Raw genomic sequence first — 18,524 nt, 5'->3', positions numbered from 1 at the left:
CCGACCCCAGGCGCCGGAGGCCAACGGTGCGGCCGGACGCCGACAGGGCTGGTGGATTCCGGTTGAATGGGTCGGTCTGATGGTCCTCCGGGACAGCTGCCGCCGCGATGGCTTCCCCCTCCCTGGTTCCCGTGATCCTCTGTGGCGGCACCGGAACCCGCCTCTGGCCCCTGTCCCGCGCCAGCTACCCCAAGCAGTACTGGCCGCTGGCCGGCACGGACCAGGAAACGCTGCTGCAGCAGACCCAGCAACGGCTGCAGGGCCTGCCCGGCCTGGCGCCGCCGCTGCTGATCTGCAACGAAGACCATCGCTTCATCGTCGCTGAGCAGATGCGCCAGATCGGTGTGGAGCCGGCGGCCATCCTGCTCGAGCCGGTGGGCCGCAACACCGCTCCGGCGGTGGCGGTGGCCGCCCTGCAGGCCACCTCCCGCGGCGACGATCCCCTGCTGCTGATCCTGGCCGCTGACCACGTGATCCGGCGGGCGGCCGATTTCCGTGCCACCGTGACCGCCGGCATGGCCGCCGCCACCGCAGGCCAGCTGGTCAGCTTCGGCATCGTGCCCACCAGCGCGGAAACCGGCTATGGCTACATCGAGGCCGCCGAGCCCCTGGCCGCCATCCCGGTGCCGATTGCCCGTTTCGTGGAGAAACCGGATCGCCCCACCGCCGAGGCGTTTCTCGCCACCGGCCGCTTCACCTGGAACAGCGGCATGTTCCTGTTCCGGGCCAGTTCCATCCTGGCGGAACTGGATCGACTCGCCCCCGAGGTGGTGAACGCCTGTCGCACCGCCCTGGAGCACGACAGCGCCGACCTGGAGTTCCTGCGACTGGAGCGGGAGGCCTTCGCCAATGGCCCGAACGTGGCCATCGACGTGGCCGTGATGGAGAAGACCGACCGGGGCGTGGTGCTGCCCCTCGATGCCGACTGGAGCGACGTGGGCAGCTGGGCGGCCCTGTGGGAGACCTCCGAACAGGACCTGGAGGGCAACGTGCTGCGGGGCCGGGTGATCAGCGAAGGCAGCCGCAACTGTTACCTGCGCAGCGAGCACCGGCTGGTGGTGGGACTGGGTGTGGAGGATCTGGTGGTGGTCGAGACCGACGACGTGGTGCTGGTGGCCCACCGCGACCGGGCCCAGGAAGTGAAGGCCATCGTCGGCCGGCTGGAGCGGGACGGCGCCCCCGAGAGCCGGGCCCACCGCCGCATCTACCGGCCCTGGGGCCATTACGACGGCGTGGTGGAAGGGGAGCGCTGGCAGGTCAAGAAGATCTCGGTGAAGCCCGGCGCCAGCCTCTCCCTGCAGATGCACCATCACCGCGCCGAGCACTGGGTGGTGGTGCGGGGCACGGCCGTGGTGGAGAAGGACGGGGTGGAGGAACTGGTGGGGGAGAACCAGAGCACCTACATCCCCCTGGGCTCCCGCCACCGCCTCACTAACCCGGGCAAGATTCCCGTGGAGCTGATCGAGGTGCAGAGCGGCCCCTACCTGGGCGAGGACGACATCGTGCGCTTCGACGACCGCTATGGGCGCAGTGATGCGCCGGCCCTGATCCCCTCCTGAGGGGTGCTTCGCTGACGCCGGCCTGCGGCGGGCGAGCCCGCTGGGCGGGCAACGCCCGCCTTCGGCCGGTGTCAGCGAAGCACCGCAGGGGGCAGGTGCGGGAGGAGGAGGAAGGGAGAGGAATCTGGCACCAGGGATTGCATAAGCCCGGCCAGGGGATCTGCCAGGCACGAAACGCTGGCCGTGGCCCCGCCAGCCCGCAGCCGATCCAGCGCTCCGCGGAGCTCGCGGACCAGAGCCGCTGAAGCCCCGGAGCTGCCAGCCCTTCAACCCCCTACCCCCAGGCGCCGTCGGGCCGCGGACGCCCGCAGGCGGCGTTGCCCGCGCCAGCGGGCTCGCCCGCCGCAGGGCGTCCGCGGCCCGACGGCCTCACTCGACGGTGACGCTCTTGGCCAGGTTGCGCGGCTGATCCACATCCAGCCCCCGGTGGGCGGCGATGTGATAACTCAGCAGCTGCATCGGGATCACGGTGAGCAGGGGGCTGAGCAGTTCGTCCACCTCCGGCAGGGGCAGCAGCACGTCGAAGAGCTCGGTGTCCGGGCAGGCGGGGGCCACGCCGATCAGCTGGGCGTCACGGGCCTTGGCCTCCTGGGCGTTGGAGAGCACCTTCTCGAACACGGTTCCCGGCACGGCGATCGAGACCACCGGCACCCGGGAATCAAGCAGGGCGATGGGGCCATGCTTCATCTCCCCGGCCGGGTAGCCCTCGGCGTGGATGTAGCTGATCTCCTTGAGCTTGAGGGCCCCCTCCATGGCGATCGGGTAGTTGATGCCCCTCCCCAGGAAGATCACGTCCTGGGTATCGGCGAACAGGTGGGCGAGCTCGGCGCAGCGCCGGTCGTGGTCCTCCACCAGCTCCTGCAGCACCGCGGGCAGGGTCCTCAGCTCCTCGACAAGGGCCCTCAGCTGGGCGGGGGTACGGCCGCCGCCGAGGGGGTGGGCGGTGCCCCCACGCCGCTCGGCGAAGGCCACCGCCAGGCCGTAGAAGGCCAGCAACTGGCCCAGGAAGGTCTTGGTGGCCGCCACCCCCACCTCGATGCCGGCACCGATGTCGAGCAGGTGGGGCACCAGCCGGCCCAGGGAGCTTTCCGGACGGTTGGTGATCCCCAGCAGGCGGGGGGCGTAGGCCGGATCGGCCACCAGGGCCCGGCGTTCCTGCTCCATCGCCAGGGCCGCAAGGGTGTCGGCCGTTTCGCCGGACTGGGTGACGCCGATGGTGAGCGTGTGGGGGGCCAAGGGAGGCGGCGAATAACGGAACTCGCTGGCATAGAAGACACGGGTGGGCAGGCCCGCCAGCTGCTCCAGCAGGTGGGCACCCACCTGGGCCGCGTGGCGGCTGGTGCCGCAGGCCAGGATCTGGATCCGCTCCACGCCGTCGTACACCGAGGCATCGAGGGGAAGGGCCACCAGGGCATCGCCGGGCAGATGGCGGGCCACCCACAGGGCCGCCGTCTCCGGCTGTTCGTGGATCTCCTTGAGCATGAAATGGCGGAAGCTGCGCTTGTCCGCCACGTGCTCGGTGCCCACCAGCAGCTGGGGGTTGCGCTGGACCCGGGCACCGGCGGCGTCGTAGAGCTCGATGCCCAGGGGCGTCAGCAGGGCCACCTCACCGTCCTGCAGGGGCAGGATCGTGCGGGTGAAGCCGGCCAGGGCGGGGGTGTCGCTGGCACAGAGGAACTCCCCCTCGCCCAGCCCGATCAGCAGGGGGGCCTGGCGCCGGGCCACCACCACGGCTCCCGGCACCGCGGCCCACACCACCGCTAGGGCATAGGCCCCCTGGAGCAGGGGCAGCACGTGCTGCAGCGCCTCCAGCAGCAGGACCGGGGAGGCGTCGGCCCCCTCCCCCTGCCGTTCCGCCAGCCGGCGGGCGATCAGGTGGGGAATCACCTCGGTGTCGGTGTCGGAGCGGAACTGCACCCCCTCGGCCTGCAGCTGCTCCCTGAGGCTGCGGTGGTTCTCGATGATGCCGTTCTGAACCACCGCCAGCTGGCCGCTGCCGTCGAGGTGGGGATGGGCGTTGCGCTCCTCCGGCTTGCCGTGGGTGGCCCAGCGGGTGTGGCCGATGCCGCACTGGCCCGATGCTCCTCTCTCCTCGAAGCGGGCCGTCAGGTTGACCAGCTTTCCCTCGGCCTTGAGGCAGTGCAGGCCCGAGCCGTCGACAGTGGCGATCCCGGCCGAGTCGTAGCCGCGGTACTCGAGCTGGCGCAGGCCCTCCAGCAACTGGGGGGCCGCCTCCCGCGAACCGATCAGGGCAACGATGCCGCACATAGGAGCAGAAATCCGGCGGGGGAACGGGGGCGGCGGGGCAAAAAAAAGCCCGGCACAGGCGCCGGGCATGAGCTTATGGGAGGCCAGCTGGAGCGCCGGCGTTCAGTAGGCCAGGCCCATGGAGCGGCTGGTCTCGTCGCCGAGGTAGACGCGGATGCTGAGGAAGTCGGTGGGGCAGGCGGTTTCGCAGCGCTTGCATCCGACGCAGTCTTCGGTGCGGGGTGATGAAGCGATCTGGCCGGCCTTGCAGCCGTCCCAGGGGACCATCTCGAGAACGTCGAGGGGACAGGCTCGGACGCACTGGGTGCAGCCGATGCAGGTGTCGTAGATCTTGACGGCGTGGGACATGCCAGGGCCGGGGGCGAACGGCGAGGTGCCCAAAGTACCCAAGCCGTTCCGGCGCAGGGCCGGACCTCCCCCCGGCCGTCACCCTTGTTCATACGGCGCAGGGACCCCTAAGGGGCAGACCCGTAGGATGCTGCCTCCCTCACAGCAGCCATGTCCCAGGAAGCGATCTTCGAGAAAGTCCGGTCGATCGTTGCTGAACAGCTCAGCGTGGAGGCTGAAGAGGTCAAACCGGAATCCAATTTCCAGAACGACCTGGGAGCCGACTCCCTCGACACCGTCGAGCTGGTGATGGCCCTGGAGGAGGCCTTCGACATCGAGATCCCCGACGAATCGGCCGAGGGGATCACCACGGTGGGCGACGCCGTCAAATACATCCAAGAGAAGCAGGCCTGAGGCGTTCATGGTGGAGGGTCTCCGCCGCGTCGTCGTCACCGGCCTGGGCGCGGTCACACCGATCGGCAACAACGTCGCGCAGTACTGGGAGGGTCTGAGCAGCGGTCGTAACGGCGTCGCACCGATCACCCTGTTCGATGCCTCCCGGCATGCCTGCCGCTTCGGCGCCGAAGTCAAGGATTTCGATCCGGCCGGCTGGCTGGAACCGAAGGAGGCGAAGCGCTGGGACCGCTTCTGTCAGTTCGGCGTGGTCGCCGCCAAGCAGGCCGTGGCCGATGCCGGCCTCGTCATTGATGACGGCAACGCCCCGCGGGTCGGCGTGGCCATCGGCTCCGGCGTGGGTGGCCTGCTGATGATGGAAACCCAGGCCCACGTGCTGGCCGACCGCGGTCCCGACCGGGTCAGCCCGTTCTGCGTGCCGATGATGATCCCCAACATGGCCACGGGCCTGGCGGCGATCGCCATCGGCGCCAAGGGCCCCAGCAGCGCCGTGGCCACGGCCTGCGCCGCCGGCTCCAACGCCATCGGCGATGCCTTCCGTCTGATCCAGCTGGGCCTGGCCGATGCCATGGTCTGCGGTGGCGCTGAATCAGCGATCACCCCTCTGGGGGTGGCCGGATTCGCCAGTGCCCGGGCCCTGTCCTTCCGCAACGACGACCCCGCCACAGCCAGTCGCCCCTTCGACGCCGAGCGCAACGGCTTCGTGATCGGCGAAGGGGCCGGGGTGCTGGTGCTCGAGAGCCTGGAGCACGCCCGGGCCCGGGGCGCCACGGTACTGGGCGAGATCGTTGGCTACGGCATGACCTGTGATGCCTACCACTACACCCTTCCCTCCCCGGGGGGCGTGGGAGCGGCGGAGGCGATCCGCCTCGCCCTGACCGACGCCCGTCTGGAGCCTGAGGAGGTGGATTACGTCAATGCCCACGGCACCAGCACCCAGGCCAACGACAGCAACGAGACCGCCGCCATCAAGTCGGCCCTCGGTGCCCACGCCATGGCCATCCCGGTGAGTTCCACCAAGTCGATGACCGGCCACCTGCTGGGCGGCAGCGGCGGCATCGAGGCCGTCGCGGCGGTGCTGGCAATGGGCCACAACCTGGTACCGCCTACGATCAACTACAGCACGCCCGATCCCGCCTGCGATCTGGATGTGGTGCCCAATCAGGCCCGGGAACGCACGGTCAACGTCGTGCTCTCCAACTCCTTCGGATTCGGCGGCCACAACGTCTGTCTCGCCTTCCGTCGGATGACCTGAACACCCACGCGCACCGCCGCACCGGGTCACCTCCATCCCCAGGAACACCACCCTTTCTCCGTATCCCCTGCCAAGCCATGGTCGCCGCCCCCACCACCCCGGTCGATAGCCACATCGAGACGCTCTGCATCAACAGCATCCGCTTCCTGGCGGTCGATGCAATCAACAAGTCCAACTCGGGCCACCCCGGCCTGCCGATGGGCTGCGCCCCGATGGCCTACTCCCTCTGGGACAAGGTGCTGCGGCACAACCCCAAGAACCCCCAGTGGTTCAACCGCGACCGCTTCGTGCTTTCGGCCGGCCACGGCTGCATGTTGCTCTACTCCCTGCTGCACCTCACCGGCTACGAGAGCGTCAGCCTGGAAGACCTCAAGCAGTTCCGCCAGTGGGGCTCCCGCACCCCCGGTCACCCGGAGACCTTCGAGACCCCGGGTGTCGAGGTGACCACCGGGCCGCTCGGTCAGGGCATCTCCAACGCCGTGGGCCTGGCGATCGCCGAAGCCCACCTGGCGGCCAAGTTCAACAAGCCCGACGCCACCATCGTCGACCACTACACCTATGTGCTCATGGGTGACGGCTGCAACCAGGAGGGCGTTTCCAGCGAAGCGGCCTCCCTGGCCGGCCACCTGGGTCTGGGCAAGCTGATCGCCCTCTACGACGACAACCACATCACCATCGACGGCAACACCGGCGTGTCCTTCACCGAGGACGTGATGAAGCGCTACGAGGCCTACGGCTGGCACGTGCAGCACGTGGCGGACGGCAACACCGACGTGGAAGGCATCACCCGGGCGATCGAGACGGCCAAGGCCGTCACCGACCGGCCCAGCCTGATCAAGGTGACCACCACCATCGGCTACGGCTCCCCCAACAAGGCCAACACCGCCGGGGTGCACGGCGCCGCCCTGGGTGCCGAGGAGGCCGAACTCACCCGCCAGCAGCTGGAGTGGACCTACGGCGCCTTCGAGGTGCCCGAGCCCGCCTACGAGCACTGGCGCCAGGCGATCCAGCGCGGGGCCGCCGCCGAGGCCACCTGGAACGACAGCCTGGCCGCCTACCGCAGCCGCTACCCCGCCGAGGCCGCCGAATTCGAGCGCCTGCTGCGCGGCGAACTGCCCCAGGGCTGGGATGCGTCTCTGCCGGTGTTCACCCCCGCCGACAAGGGTCTGGCCACCCGCCAGCACTCCTACAACGCCCTCAACGCGTTCGGCCCCAGCCTGCCGGAACTGATCGGCGGCTCCGCCGACCTCACCCACTCCAACCTCACCGACATCAAGGGCGAGGCCAGCTTCCAGAAGGGCCATGAGGCCAACCGCTACCTGCACTTCGGCGTGCGCGAGCACGCCATGGCGGCGATCCTCAACGGCATCGCTTATCACAACAGCGGCCTGATCCCCTACGGCGGCACCTTCCTGGTCTTCGCCGGCTACATGATCGGCGCCATGCGGCTGTCCGCCCTGTCGGGCCTGGGGGTGATCTACGTGCTGACCCACGACTCGATCGGCCTCGGCGAAGACGGTCCCACCCACCAGCCCGTCGAAACCCTCGCCAATCTGCGCGCCATCCCCAACCTGCTGGTGATCCGTCCCGGCGACGGCAATGAGACCATGGGTGCCTACAAGGTGGCCGTCACCAACCGCAAGCGCCCCACCGTGCTGGCCCTCAGCCGCCAGGCCATGGCCAACCAGGCCAACTCCGCCGCCGAGAAAGTGGCCCTGGGCGGCTATGTGCTCGAGGACTGCGCCGGCACCCCGGAACTGATCCTGATCGGCTCCGGCACCGAGCTGGACCTGTGCGTCAAAGCCGCCGCCCAGCTCACGGCCGAGGGCAAGGCCGTACGGGTGGTGTCGATGCCCTGCATCGAGCTGTTCGAGGAGCAGGATGCCGCCTACCGCGAATCGGTGCTGCCGGCCTCCGTGCGCCAACGGGTGGTGGTGGAAGCCTCCAGCTCCTTCGGCTGGCACAAGTACACCGGTTTCGATGGCGCCAGCGTGTCGATCGACAGCTTCGGCGCCTCGGCCCCCGGCGGTGTCTGCCTGGAGAAGTTCGGCTTCACCGTGGACAACGTGGTGGCCACCGCGAAGGCCCTGGGCTGAAGCGTCAGTGGGGCTTCCCCCGGGCGGCTGCCCTCAGGTCCAACCCATTCGTTGAGGATCAGCCGCAGCAAGCGGTCATCGGGTGGAGCGGCCCAGCGCGGGAGAGGCGAGATAGGCGGAGAGGTCGTCGAGGCAACAGGCCCTGGGGTCCTCTCCCGCTTCGACTACACGGAGATACCACTGAAGCGTGCGGGCCGTGGTGGTTGCGAAGTCCCAGCTGATGGCGTCAGGGTTGCGCAGGGTGATCGGCTCGCCGGCCCGCAGGGAGCGCACCGTGTCGGGAATGATCCGGTCGGCGGCCCAGTCGCCACCGCCGATCACGTTCCCGGCCCGGGCGCTGGCCAGGCGAAGGTGGGGCGACTGGTGGGGCCGCGGACCGCAGAAGCTGGGGCGCCAAGAGGCGATGGCCAGTTTGGCCGCCGCCTTGCTGCTGCTGTATGGATCATGGCCGCCGAGGGAATCGTTCTCCCGATAGCCGTAGAGCCACTCGTTGTTGCGCTACACCTTGTCGGTGGTGATCAGCACGGCCACGCAGGGATGGGGCGCCAGTGCAACACCAGCTCCGGCTGGGAACTCGCCACCAGGGCTGCGACGGCCTCAAAATCCCCCACATCGCCCTCGTTGTGGTCAAGGCGTCGCTCCAGATCCAGCTGCTTGAACAGGGCGGGTTCCGTATCCGGTTCGATGGTGAAACCGGTGACCCTGGCCCCCAGCTCGCAGAGACACAGGGCCAAACAGCTGCTCTTGAAGCCACAACAGATGATGAAATCGTTGATGCCGTGGTGGCTGTAGATCTTGAGGATGTGCCAGAGAATCGGCTTGGGCCGCAGGTGGGTTTCCTCCGCCAGTCGGGTACCCAGACCACCGACCAGGATGACGACTTTCACCAGCAGGAAAAGTCGGTGGAGGGGTGCTGGCCGGGGACGCGGAGGATGTCTGCCGGCGCGCAGGCAATGGCAACGCAGCAAGCCGGTTCTGAAGCTTCGCTTGGCTGGGTATCGGCTCGCAGGTCACCAACGGAAGGGATCAGGCCTCCCGCTCAGCCACCCACCGTCTCCACCGGCTCCCGCTCCGACTGCGCCTTGAGCACCTCCTCGAGCCCCGCCAGGTCCTCGTCGGTGATCTTGGTCTGCATGGGGCAGTGCTTGGGACCGCACATGGAGCAGAATTCGGCCTGCTTGTAGATGTCTGCTGGCAGGGTTTCGTCGTGGTATTCGCGGGCCCGTTCTGGATCGAGTGACAGATCAAACTGCTTGTTCCAGTCGAAGGCGTAGCGGGCGCGGCTGAGTTCGTCGTCCCGGTCGCGGGCGCCGGGGCGGTGGCGGGCGATGTCGGCGGCGTGGGCGGCGATCTTGTAGGCGATCAGGCCCTCGCGCACGTCCTCGGCGTTGGGCAGGCCCAGGTGCTCCTTCGGCGTCACGTAGCAGAGCATCGCCGTGCCGTGCCAGCCCGCCAGGGCGGCGCCGATGGCGCTGGTGATGTGGTCGTAGCCGGGGGCGATATCGGTGACCAGCGGACCCAGCACGTAGAAGGGCGCCTCGCTGCACTCCTCCATCTGCTTTTTGACGTTGAACTCGATCTGATCCATCGGCACATGGCCCGGACCCTCCACCATCACCTGCACGTCGTGCTTCCAGGCGCGGCGGGTGAGTTCACCCAGGGTTTTCAGTTCGGCCAGCTGGGCAGCGTCGGAAGCGTCGTGCTGGCAGCCGGGGCGGAGGGAATCTCCCAGGGAGAAGCTGCAGTCGTAGCGCTTGAAGATCTCGCAGATGTCGTCGAATCGGGTGAAGAGTGGGTTTTGCTTGTGGTGGTAGAGCATCCACTGGGCCAGGATGCCGCCGCCGCGGCTCACGATGCCGGTGAGCCGTCCCTTCACCAGCGGCAGGTGCTCGATCAGCAGGCCCGCATGGATCGTCTGGTAGTCGACCCCCTGCTGGCAGTGCTTCTCGATGATGTGCAGGAAATCGTCGGCATCGAGCTTCTCGATCGAGCCGTGCACGCTCTCCAGCGCCTGGTACACGGGCACCGTGCCGATCGGCACCGTGGAGGCGTTGATGATCGCCGTGCGCACCTCATCGAGGTTGACGCCGCCGGTGGAGAGGTCCATCACCGTGTCGGCGCCGTACTTCACCGCCAGCTTCAGCTTCTCCACCTCCTCGTTGAGATCGGAGGCATTGGGCGAGGCGCCGATGTTGGCGTTCACCTTGCACCTGGAGGCAATGCCGATCGCCATCGGCTCCAGGCCAGGGTGCTCGATGTTGGCCGGGATGATCATGCGGCCCCGGGCCACCTCCTCCATCACCAGGGACTCAGGCAGGTTTTCCCTGCTGGCCACGAAGGCCATCTCCTCGGTGATCACCCCCTGGCGGGCGTAATGCAGCTGGGTGACGTTGGCTTGACCACGACGCTTCTGAATCCAGGCACTGCGCATGATGGATAAGGGCGGAGGACGGAACGGCCCGCCGGCGGGAGCCGGACGAGGACGATGGGGGCCGAAATGGCGAGGCGCAGCCTGAGAAACCGCACTTCCCTGCGCCGGCATGACCCGGATCAGGTTCGGAGGGTGTGATCTCAGCCCTGGGCGAAGCGATCGGTGGATCCTGCGCCGGGCACCCCTAGTGACACTTGAAACCTAGCAAGGTTGAACGGGGACAAGGGCTCCACAGCAATGATTCCCGGTTCTGTACAAGGTGTACAGAACCGGGAATCAGCGCGCAACCCTGTCCCCGGGGCAGGCGATCCAGGTCGGCGCAGGCATCAGGCCTGCAGACCGTCCAGCGCCACGGCCGCCACCCGGTGGTCGCCATCCCCCTGCAGCGCCGCCAGGCCCTCCCGCGCCTCGGCCGCCTCCGGCCCCCGGCCATCGCGCACCAGGCGGCCCAGGATCTCGGCCCCACCGGCCCGCACCGTGCCGTCGCCATCTGCCACCGCCAGGCGGGCCAGCTCCAGCAGCCACGCCGGCGGCATGGCCTCCTGCTCCGCCAGGGCCGAGAGGATGCTGCAGCGCACCAGCCACTGGTCGTCGGCCACGAAGGCCTCCCGCAGCAGGGGCCAGGCCCGCTCCACCCCGTAGCTGGCGAGGGCGTTTGAGGCCTCGGCACGCACGTTGGCGTCCTCGTCGCCTTGCAGGGCACTCACCAGGGCCTGCCAGCCCGCCTCGCTGCGCTTGACCCCCAGACCGGCACAGGCCAGCGAACGGATCACGAAGGTGGTCTGCTCCAGCCCCAGCAGCAGCAGGGGGATGGCCGCCTCCGGCTCCACTCCCCGCAACCCCGCCAGGGCCGGCATGGCCAGGGACGGGTCGCCCGAGGCGATCGCCTGCCGCGCGGCTTCAAGATCGGGGGTGGGTGCAGTCACGGGGATCTCGGCGGGGAACCTTCACCATCGCGCAGCGGGCTTCAGCCGGGTGGAACCGGCGGCGCCGGCGGCGGCGTGGCGGCAGGCCGCTCCTCGCGCAGGGCCCGCAGCAGCTCGGCCCGGCGGCGGCGCCGGCGGACCCAGCTGGTGGTGAGCAGGCCGCTGCCGATCACCAGGGCGGGCACGGCCGGCAGCTTGTCGGACCCCTGCCGCTGCAGCAGCACCACCAGGGCCAGCAGGATCAGCAGGGGCACGGAGAGGGCCAGCAGCGGCGCCCGGAAGCGGGGAGGCCGACGGGGGCTCAAACCGGCCGCTCCATCCAGCGCAGCAGGCTCAGGGTGAGCACCTTGATGCCCACCCCCAGACAGCCCTCGTCGGGATCGAAGCTGTTGCTGTGCAGCGGCGAGCAGCCACCGGGGCCCGCCACCCCCAGCCGGAACATGGTTCCGCGTGTGTCCGCCAGCAGCTCGGCGAAGTCCTCGGCCCCCAGGGAGGGCTGCTCCAGCCACTGCACCCGGGAGCGGCCCAGCAGGGCCACCGCCGCATCGGCCACCAGCTGGGTGAGGGCGGGATCGTTGTGCACCGGCGGGGAGATGCAGCGGTAGTGGACGCGGGCCTCACCCCCATGGCCGCGGCAGAGGGCATGGACGGTGTCCTCGATCCAGCCGGGCAGCTGGGCGTGGACCTCCAGATCCAGGCAGCGGACGGTGCCCAGCAGCCGCACGTGGTCGGCGATCACGTTGAAGGCCTTGCCCCCCTCGATGCGCCCGAAGCTGACCACCACCGGATGCAGCGGATCGAGCCGCCGGCTGATCGCCTCCTGCAGGCCGCTCACCACCCGGGCGGCGATCCAGATCGCATCGGTGCTCTGGTGGGGGCGGGCGCCATGGCCCCCTTCCCCCAGCACCTCCACCTCCAGCTCCCCCGCCGCGGCCGTGAGGCTGCCGCTGCGCACCCCCACCGTGCCCACCGGCAGGCTGGGGAAGACGTGCACCCCGAACAGGGCCTGGACCCCCTCCATGGCCCCATCCGCCCGCATCCAGGCCGCCCCCTGGGCGGTCTCCTCCGCCGGCTGGAACAGCAGCCGCACCCGCGCCGTGAGCCGCTCGGCCACCCCGGCCAGCAGGCGGGCCACCCCCAGGCCCACGGCCGTGTGGATGTCGTGGCCGCAGGCATGCATCAGACCCTGATGGCTGGAGGCATAGGCCAGCCGGGTGCGCTCCTCGATGGGCAGGGCATCCATGTCGGCCCTCAGGGCCACCAGGGGGCCATCGGCCGGACCCAGCTCGGCCAGCACACCGGTGCGGCCCACCCCTTCGCGCACCTGCCAGCCCCAGCGGCGCAGCTCCCCGGCCACCAGGGCGGCCGTCTGCTGTTCATGGCCGCTCAGCTCGGGGTGACGGTGGATGTGGCGGCGCACCTGGATCAGCTCCGGCAGCACCTCCTGCAGGGTCGTCTCCAGCTGAAGCACGTCCCAAGGTTCGGCGCCGGTGGCGGCGATCGGGGAGAAGGAGAGGGGGTTCATGGACAGGGGGGTGGGCAGTTCAGGGGGTCAGCGCCAGGAACTGGGCCAGAGCCTGAACGGGAACCGGCGGCCAGCGCCGTATCTGCAGCAGCCATTCCTGCTGCCGGTAGCGGGGATCGAGGCCGGAGGCCGCGGCCCAGTGGCTCTCCGCTTCGCCCCGGGCGCCGCGTCGCCACAGCAGGGCGGTGAGGCCCGCCCGGGCATCGGCGAACAGGGGGTAGCGGCGGATCAGGTCGCGCAGCTGCTTTTCCGCCGCCGCCGTCTCCCCCAGCTGGAAGGCGGCCAGGGCGGCGCTGGAGCGAGCCATGGCGAAGCCCGGCCGGGCGGCCACGGCGGCTTCGAAGCAGCGGCGGGCCTCCCCCCAGTCGCCCTGGGAGCCCTCCACGTTGCCGAGGTTGTAAAGGGCGGAAGCATCAAGGGGATCCCGCTCCAGAATCCAGCGGTAGTCGGCGGCAGCCTCCGACCAGAGGCCCAGGGCCTCCTCGGCGGTGCCGCGGTTGAGATGGGGATCGCCGCTGGTGGGCTCCAGGGCGATGGCCCGGTCCTGGTCGGCGATGGCCCCCTGCGGATCGCCCATGGCCAGCCGCACGTTGCCCCGGTTGCTCCAGGCCGAGGCATCCTGCGGTGACCGCTCCACCACCTGATCCCACAGGGGCAGGGCATCACCGAAACGCCCCTCGCGGCTGGCCGTCAGGGCCCGCTCGAACAAGTCCGGCAGCGAACCCGCCGCCGTGCCGGGGTCGGCCCGCACGGCCGCCGGCCAGGCCAGAAGCCCCGCCAGCAGCAGGCTGAGCAGGCCCAGAACCGCCGCAGATCGGCTCCTCATGCCGCCACGGCGGCGGGGCCGTCGAGATGGGCGCGGCCGGCGGGGGTGACGATCCGCCCGCGGGGGGTGCGCTGCAGGAATCCCAGCTGCAGCAGGAACGGCTCCACCACCGCCTCCAGGGTGGCGGGATCCTCCCCCAGCCCCGCCGCCAGGGTCTCCAGTCCCACCGGTCCGCCCCCGTAGGCCTCCACCATCAGGCTCAGCAGCCGGCGGTCGCTGGCATCCAGGCCACGGCCATCCACCCGGTGCAGGGCCAGGGCCTCATCCACCAGCGCCGCATCGATGCGGCCGTGCCCTCCCACCGCCGCCACGTCCCGCACCCGGCGCAGCAGGCGGTTGGCGATGCGGGGGGTGCCCCGGCAGCGACGGGCCACCTCGGCGGCGGCGCAGGGCTGCAGGGCCAGATGCAGCAGGCCGGCGGCCCGCTGCACGATCGCCTCCAGGTCGCCCTGGCCGTAGAACTCAAGCCGCTGGATCAGGCCGAAGCGATCCCGCAGCGGCGAGCTGAGCGACCCGGCTCGGGTGGTGGCCCCCACCAGGGTGAAGGGGGCCAGGGCCAGGCTGCGGGTGCGGGCGGTGGTGCCCTTGCCCACGGTCAGATCGAGCCGGAAGTCCTCCATGGCGGGGTAGAGGATCTCCTCCGCCACCCGGTTGAGCCGGTGGATCTCGTCGATGAAGAGCACCTCCCGGGGCTGGAGGTTCACCAGCAGGCCCACAATGTCGCGGGGCCGCTCCAGGGCGGGGGCACTGGTGATCCGGCAGCGGACCCCCAGCTCCTCGGCCAGCACCAGGGCCATGGTGGTCTTGCCGAGGCCGGGAGGGCCGTAAAGCAGCACGTGGTCCAGGGCCTCCTCGCGGCTGCGGGTGGCCTCCACCGCAATGCGCAGCACCTGCTTGAGTTCGCTCTGGCCGATGTAGTCCGCCAGGCGACGGGGCCGCAGCCCATCCTCGCGGTGCACCGGTTCCTCGTCGGGGCGGGCGACGGGATTCACCAGGCTCCCGGCGCAGACGCCACCGGGGTCAACGGACCCGGGCCGGGGCGAAGCGGTGCGGCGGGGACCGGCGGGCCCCGGCGCGGCCGTTCCTCCCGAAGAGATGATCGCCATGGTTGGAGGGTACCGGCTGCTGCCTAGGGTCGGGGAGCACCAAGGCGATGGCGGGGGCGGCGGCGATGGCGAAGGGGCCCGGCAGGAAGGGCGGCGGCGCCAAGGGCGCCGACCCGGCCAACCGGCTGCTGGCCGACAACCGCCTGGCCCGGCACCAGTACGAGATTCTCGAGACCCTGGAAACGGGCATCGAACTGCTCGGCACCGAGGTGAAGTCGATCCGGGCGGGCCAGGTGAACCTGCGGGACGGCTTCTGCCTGATCCGCAACGGCGAGATGCAGCTCCACAACGTCCACATCTCCCCCCACAGCCACGCCGGCAAGTTCTTCAACCACGAGCCGCTGCGGGTGCGCAAACTGCTGGCCCACCGTCGCGAGATCGACAAGCTGCGCGTCGCCCTCGACCAGAAGGGCCTCACCCTGATCCCCCTCAACCTGCACCTCAAGGGCTCCTGGATCAAGATCACCATCGGCCTGGGCAAGGGCCGCAAGCTGCACGACAAGCGTGCGGAAGAGAAACGCAAACAGGTGGACAAGGAGACCCGGGCCGCCGTCGCCCGGCTCTGAGCGGGGCCCTCAGGGGCTGGTGGGTTCCACCGGGGGTGGCGCGGCCGGGGGGGGCTGGACCCCGCCGGTCGTCCGACCGCCACCGCTGGTCGCCGGTGCCGGATCGGGCAGCGGTTCGGTTGTCTCCCCCTGCACCGGCGGGGGCTCCGGCACCGGGGCAGGTGTGGGCGGCGGTGGATCGGCCCGCAGCGACAGGCGGATCATCGCCGGGGCGACACCATCGTTGGTCAGCAGCAACTGGACCGGGGAGCGTTTCTGGGATCCCAGGGTCACCACCCGCAGCGGCCCCTTGGGCTCCAGCAGGGTGCCCTCGGAGGAAAAGACGCTCATCTGGAGCAGGGGTGAGCCGTTGACCCCGAGGGCGAGGCCGTGGCCCGCAGGCAGGCGGATCGGGAACAGACGGGCACCACTGGCGGGCACCTCCGCCGCCAGCACCTCGGTGGCGCCGGAGGCGGCCTCGATGGGCTCGATCCGCAGGTTCTCCAGGGTGAGGTCGGCGGCGGCGTACCAGATCTGGCGGAAAGGCTCCGGTGGCATCGCCTGGGAGGCCCGACCCGGCAACAGGTTCTGGACGCTGGCCGACACCAGCTCCCGCAGCACCGCCGGGCTCAGGCCCTGACGCACCAGGGCGGCCTGGCGCTGCTCCCAGTCGGTGCTGCTGAAGCTGCCCAGGCGGCGGCGCAGGGGCAGGGGCAGCTGCTCCACCCGGGCCAGCCATTCCTCGGCGATCTCGTTCCAGACCCGCCGCAGGGGGGCGTCCTCCAGCGTGTCCGAGGGCAGACGGCCATTGCGTTCCGGGTACTGGGCCAGCAGGGCCGCATCCACCAGGCTCAGGAACCAGGCCCGGTCCACCTGCATCGCCCGCAGCCGGTTGAGCAGCTGCTGGCGCTGATCCACCTCCGATGGGGGAAGGCTGCTGGGGAGCTCGGCAACCCCACCCGGAGCCGGGGGAGCCACCTTGCCGCGGCCCAGCCACCACCAGCCCACGGCGGTGCCGACGACGGCCGACAGCACCAGGGCGACCAGCACGGGCCAGAAGCCCCCTTCCGCCGCTTCCTCCCGTTCCTCGTAGCGCCGGCGCAGGGCCTCGGGGTCGGCGGCGGGGGCCGTCGCGGCGGGGGACGCCACGGCCCTGAAGGGAAGCTGGGGCTCGCCCTGGGCCGCCGGCTCCTCAGGGCGGCGGGGCTCGGAGCGCGGGGCCTCCGCGATCGGGCGCTCGCTGATGGGCCCCTCGGCGCCGTCGCCGGCGAACGGGGGCTGGGCAGGCGCCGCCATCGGCACCAGCATCACGGTCCGATCGGCACGGGGCACCGGACCCGTGCTGTCCGGCATCGCCAGGGACTGGAAGGCCACCAGGGCCTGGCCGGCCGAGGCGAAACGCCGTTCGGGCTGGCGGCTCAGCAACCGTTGCAGCTGACGGCTCAGCTCCGGCTCGATCTCCAGGACCGCCGGCCAGCGCCACTCCATGGTGGCCGGGTCCAGCAGCTGGGCCGGGCCATCGCCGCTCAGCAGCACCAGGGAGACCACCCCGAGGGCATGCAGATCCATCCAGGGCTGGGCGGGCTCGCCCCGGAACAGCTCCGGCGGCGCATACCCCGGCGTGGCTCCCAGCAGCCGCTCCCCGCCGGATCCCGGGGCGGTGCCCCGCACGAGGCCGAAATCGAGCGGCACCGGCAGCCCGTCGCTGTTCCTGCGCAGCAGGTTGGCAGGGCTGAGATCCCCATGCAGCAGATCCTGGCTGTGCAGGGCGGCGAGCACCGGCAGCAGCTGGCGCAGCAGCAACAGCACCTCTCCGGCACCGAACACCAGCTGTCGTTCCGCCCGCAGGTCCAGCAGTTGCTGGTAGGTGCGGCCCGCCTGCCACTCCCGCACCAGCCAGAGCTGATCCTGTTCCTGGATCACCGCACCGATGCGGGGCACCTGGGGATGGAGCACCCCCTGAAGCCGCGCCCACAGCTCCCGGGCCCGGGCCTGATCCTGATCGGGGCCGAGGCGGCGCAGGGCCATGGGGGCGTCGGCGGCCAGCTGGTCGCTCGCCAGCCACAGCTCCCCCTGGGGGCCCGCCGCCTCCGGCCCGAGGCAGCGTTCGAGGCGGTAACGGCCGCCGATCACCTGGCCCTGGGCTGGGGCTGCCGACGTCATGGAATCAGGGCCGGGCCGGAACGCAGGGGTTGCTGCAGGCCTCGGCCCGCGAGCCAATCATGGTCGTAGAGGCGCGAGCGGTAGCGGTCGCCGCTGTCGCACAGCACGGTGACGATGCGATGGCCCGGCCCCATGCGACGGGCCGTCTCGACGGCCGCCGCCACATTGATGCCCACCGACCCCCCCATGAACAGACCCTCCTGCCAGAGCAGGCCGTAGATCGTGCGCAGGGCCGTGGGGTCGTCGATGCGCACCGCATCGTCGATCGGCGCCCCCTCGAGGTTGGCGGTGACGCGGCTGTTGCCGATGCCTTCGGTGATCGAGCCACCCTCACTCTTCAGGTTGCCGTCGGTGGCCCAGCTGTAGAGGGCGCTGCCGTGGGGGTCGGCCAGCACGCACCGGACCGCCGGGTTTCGTTCCTTCAGGTAGAGGGCCACGCCGGCATAGGTGCCCCCGGTTCCGGTGGCCGCCACCCAGGCATCCACCCGGCCCGCCGTCTGCTGCCAGATCTCCGGGCCGGTGCTGCCGTAATGGGCGCGGCGGTTGGCCAGGTTGTCGAACTGGTTGGCCCAGAGGGCGCCTGGGATGTCCTCGGCGATCCGGCCGGAGAGGCGTACGTAGTTGGCCGGGTCGCTGTAGGGCACGGCCGGCACGGTGCGCACCTCGGCACCGAGACTGCGCAACAGACCGATCTTCTCACCCGACTGGGTGTCGGGGATCACGATCAGGCAGCGATAGCCCCGCGCATTGCAGAGGTGGGTCAGGCCGATGCCGGTGTTGCCGGCGGTGCCCTCCACCACCGTGCCGCCCGGCTGGAGGGCGCCACTGGCCTCCGCCTCCTGGAGGATTCCCAGGGCGGCCCGGTCCTTCACCGAGCCCCCCGGGTTCATGAACTCCGCCTTGCCGAGGATCTCGCAACCCGTCAGCGCGCTGAGCCCATGCAGCCGGATCAGCGGTGTCGATCCGACAGCCCCGCTGAAGCCCTCGGTGATCCCTGTGCTGCTGCCTTCGTTGTGGGCGCCCATGTGGTTGGCCTTCTCCATGGCTGCGTGGCCGGATCGTAGGGAACATCCCTAGGGTCGG

The 18,524-nt window shown here is 70.4% G+C and carries 16 protein-coding genes, 1 pseudogene and 1 riboswitch; of the genes and pseudogenes, 5 read left to right on the top strand and 12 right to left on the bottom strand.

The window, feature by feature from the left end; genetic code table 11:
* The first annotated feature begins 107 nt into the window (after positions 1–107).
* Complete coding sequence (locus KUG41_RS05265) at positions 108–1,559, top strand: mannose-1-phosphate guanylyltransferase/mannose-6-phosphate isomerase (RefSeq protein WP_216901803.1); 1,452 nt, start codon at positions 108–110, stop codon at positions 1,557–1,559.
* Positions 1,560–1,928: 369 nt separating this feature from the next.
* Here KUG41_RS05265 and glmS read toward each other — a convergent pair whose 3' ends face one another.
* Both glmS and psaC read right to left on the bottom strand, forming a co-directional pair.
* On the bottom strand, positions 1,929–3,827 hold the full coding sequence (glmS, locus tag KUG41_RS05260; RefSeq protein WP_216901802.1) for a glutamine--fructose-6-phosphate transaminase (isomerizing): 1,899 nt from the start codon (positions 3,825–3,827) through the stop codon (positions 1,929–1,931).
* Between the two features lie 102 nt (positions 3,828–3,929).
* Positions 3,930–4,175 (bottom strand): photosystem I iron-sulfur center protein PsaC, encoded by a 246-nt coding sequence (psaC, locus tag KUG41_RS05255; protein ID WP_007099573.1) that lies wholly within the window; start codon positions 4,173–4,175, stop codon positions 3,930–3,932.
* A gap of 150 nt (positions 4,176–4,325) precedes the next feature.
* On the opposite strand from psaC, the gene acpP reads away from it, so the two are divergent.
* The 3 genes from acpP (at position 4,326) to tkt (ending at position 7,919) form a co-directional block, all read left to right on the top strand.
* Entirely contained in the window at positions 4,326–4,568 is a 243-nt protein-coding gene (acpP, locus tag KUG41_RS05250) for an acyl carrier protein (RefSeq protein WP_216901800.1), read from the top strand.
* Positions 4,569–4,575: 7 nt separating this feature from the next.
* Entirely contained in the window at positions 4,576–5,823 is a 1,248-nt protein-coding gene (gene fabF, locus KUG41_RS05245; protein ID WP_216901798.1) for a beta-ketoacyl-ACP synthase II, read from the top strand.
* A 77-nt stretch (positions 5,824–5,900) separates the two neighbouring features.
* Positions 5,901–7,919, top strand: a complete 2,019-nt coding sequence (gene tkt, locus KUG41_RS05240) for a transketolase (protein ID WP_216901796.1) — start codon at positions 5,901–5,903, stop codon at positions 7,917–7,919.
* A gap of 75 nt (positions 7,920–7,994) precedes the next feature.
* Here tkt and KUG41_RS16070 read toward each other — a convergent pair whose 3' ends face one another.
* The 8 genes and pseudogenes from KUG41_RS16070 to ruvB form a co-directional block, all read right to left on the bottom strand.
* A complete protein-coding gene (locus KUG41_RS16070) occupies positions 7,995–8,240 on the bottom strand; it encodes a hypothetical protein (protein WP_216902038.1) in 246 nt (81 codons plus the stop codon).
* Between the two features lie 422 nt (positions 8,241–8,662).
* A pseudogene (locus tag KUG41_RS16065) lies at positions 8,663–8,806 on the bottom strand (glucose-1-phosphate cytidylyltransferase); the annotation flags it as partial.
* 152 nt (positions 8,807–8,958) lie between these two features.
* Positions 8,959–10,350 carry a phosphomethylpyrimidine synthase ThiC gene (gene thiC, locus KUG41_RS05225; RefSeq protein WP_216901794.1) on the bottom strand — a complete coding sequence of 464 codons (1,392 nt, stop codon included), beginning with the start codon at positions 10,348–10,350 and terminating at the stop codon, positions 8,959–8,961.
* Positions 10,351–10,429: 79 nt separating this feature from the next.
* A riboswitch (TPP riboswitch) is annotated at positions 10,430–10,546 on the bottom strand.
* A 130-nt stretch (positions 10,547–10,676) separates the two neighbouring features.
* Positions 10,677–11,276 (bottom strand): HEAT repeat domain-containing protein, encoded by a 600-nt coding sequence (locus KUG41_RS05220; protein WP_216901792.1) that lies wholly within the window; start codon positions 11,274–11,276, stop codon positions 10,677–10,679.
* 41 nt (positions 11,277–11,317) lie between these two features.
* Positions 11,318–11,581 (bottom strand): DUF3188 domain-containing protein, encoded by a 264-nt coding sequence (locus tag KUG41_RS05215; protein ID WP_216901790.1) that lies wholly within the window; start codon positions 11,579–11,581, stop codon positions 11,318–11,320.
* Positions 11,578–12,801 (bottom strand): amidohydrolase, encoded by a 1,224-nt coding sequence (locus KUG41_RS05210; RefSeq protein ID WP_254216867.1) that lies wholly within the window; start codon positions 12,799–12,801, stop codon positions 11,578–11,580. The genes KUG41_RS05215 and KUG41_RS05210 overlap by 4 nt, the downstream gene beginning before the upstream one ends.
* Positions 12,802–12,820: 19 nt before the next feature.
* Entirely contained in the window at positions 12,821–13,627 is an 807-nt protein-coding gene (locus KUG41_RS05205) for a tetratricopeptide repeat protein (RefSeq protein WP_216901788.1), read from the bottom strand.
* Positions 13,624–14,733: a Holliday junction branch migration DNA helicase RuvB gene (gene ruvB, locus KUG41_RS05200; RefSeq protein WP_254216866.1), complete on the bottom strand. Its 1,110-nt coding sequence runs from the start codon at positions 14,731–14,733 to the stop codon at positions 13,624–13,626. The genes KUG41_RS05205 and ruvB overlap by 4 nt, the downstream gene beginning before the upstream one ends.
* A gap of 65 nt (positions 14,734–14,798) precedes the next feature.
* Between ruvB and smpB the strand changes: the two genes are divergently transcribed.
* Positions 14,799–15,299 carry an SsrA-binding protein SmpB gene (smpB, locus tag KUG41_RS05195; protein WP_216901786.1) on the top strand — a complete coding sequence of 167 codons (501 nt, stop codon included), beginning with the start codon at positions 14,799–14,801 and terminating at the stop codon, positions 15,297–15,299.
* Between the two features lie 9 nt (positions 15,300–15,308).
* Here the strand turns inward: smpB and KUG41_RS05190 are convergent, their stop codons facing one another.
* Together KUG41_RS05190 and KUG41_RS05185 are read right to left on the bottom strand one after the other, a co-directional pair.
* Positions 15,309–17,441, bottom strand: coding sequence for a serine/threonine protein kinase (locus tag KUG41_RS05190; protein WP_216901784.1), 2,133 nt, complete (start codon positions 17,439–17,441; stop codon positions 15,309–15,311).
* The gene (locus KUG41_RS05185; RefSeq protein WP_254216865.1) at positions 17,438–18,484 is read right to left on the bottom strand and encodes a cysteine synthase A; all 1,047 of its coding nucleotides are present in this window, start codon (positions 18,482–18,484) and stop codon (positions 17,438–17,440) included. Before KUG41_RS05185 ends, KUG41_RS05190 begins: the two co-directional genes overlap by 4 nt.
* Between the last annotated feature and the right edge of the window lie 40 nt (positions 18,485–18,524).

This window comes from Synechococcus sp. CCY 9618, from assembly GCF_019038415.1.
Taxonomy (GTDB): domain Bacteria; phylum Cyanobacteriota; class Cyanobacteriia; order PCC-6307; family Cyanobiaceae; genus Cyanobium.
This window is presented reverse-complemented; position numbering and strand designations above follow the sequence as displayed.

Excerpts from the sequence above, each read along its gene's own strand:
- KUG41_RS05265 (WP_216901803.1), top strand. The coding sequence starts at position 108 with ATGGCTTCCCCCTCCCTGGTTCCCGTGATCCTCTGTGGCGGCACCGGA.
- glmS (WP_216901802.1), bottom strand. The coding sequence starts at position 3,827 with ATGTGCGGCATCGTTGCCCTGATCGGTTCGCGGGAGGCGGCCCCCCAG.
- psaC (WP_007099573.1), bottom strand. The coding sequence starts at position 4,175 with ATGTCCCACGCCGTCAAGATCTACGACACCTGCATCGGCTGCACCCAG.
- acpP (WP_216901800.1), top strand. The coding sequence starts at position 4,326 with ATGTCCCAGGAAGCGATCTTCGAGAAAGTCCGGTCGATCGTTGCTGAA.
- fabF (WP_216901798.1), top strand. The coding sequence starts at position 4,576 with ATGGTGGAGGGTCTCCGCCGCGTCGTCGTCACCGGCCTGGGCGCGGTC.
- tkt (WP_216901796.1), top strand. The coding sequence starts at position 5,901 with ATGGTCGCCGCCCCCACCACCCCGGTCGATAGCCACATCGAGACGCTC.
- thiC (WP_216901794.1), bottom strand. The coding sequence starts at position 10,350 with ATGCGCAGTGCCTGGATTCAGAAGCGTCGTGGTCAAGCCAACGTCACC.
- KUG41_RS05210 (WP_254216867.1), bottom strand. The coding sequence starts at position 12,801 with ATGAACCCCCTCTCCTTCTCCCCGATCGCCGCCACCGGCGCCGAACCT.
- KUG41_RS05205 (WP_216901788.1), bottom strand. The coding sequence starts at position 13,627 with ATGAGGAGCCGATCTGCGGCGGTTCTGGGCCTGCTCAGCCTGCTGCTG.
- ruvB (WP_254216866.1), bottom strand. The coding sequence starts at position 14,733 with ATGGCGATCATCTCTTCGGGAGGAACGGCCGCGCCGGGGCCCGCCGGT.
- smpB (WP_216901786.1), top strand. The coding sequence starts at position 14,799 with ATGGCGAAGGGGCCCGGCAGGAAGGGCGGCGGCGCCAAGGGCGCCGAC.
- KUG41_RS05190 (WP_216901784.1), bottom strand. The coding sequence starts at position 17,441 with ATGACGTCGGCAGCCCCAGCCCAGGGCCAGGTGATCGGCGGCCGTTAC.
- KUG41_RS05185 (WP_254216865.1), bottom strand. The coding sequence starts at position 18,484 with ATGGAGAAGGCCAACCACATGGGCGCCCACAACGAAGGCAGCAGCACA.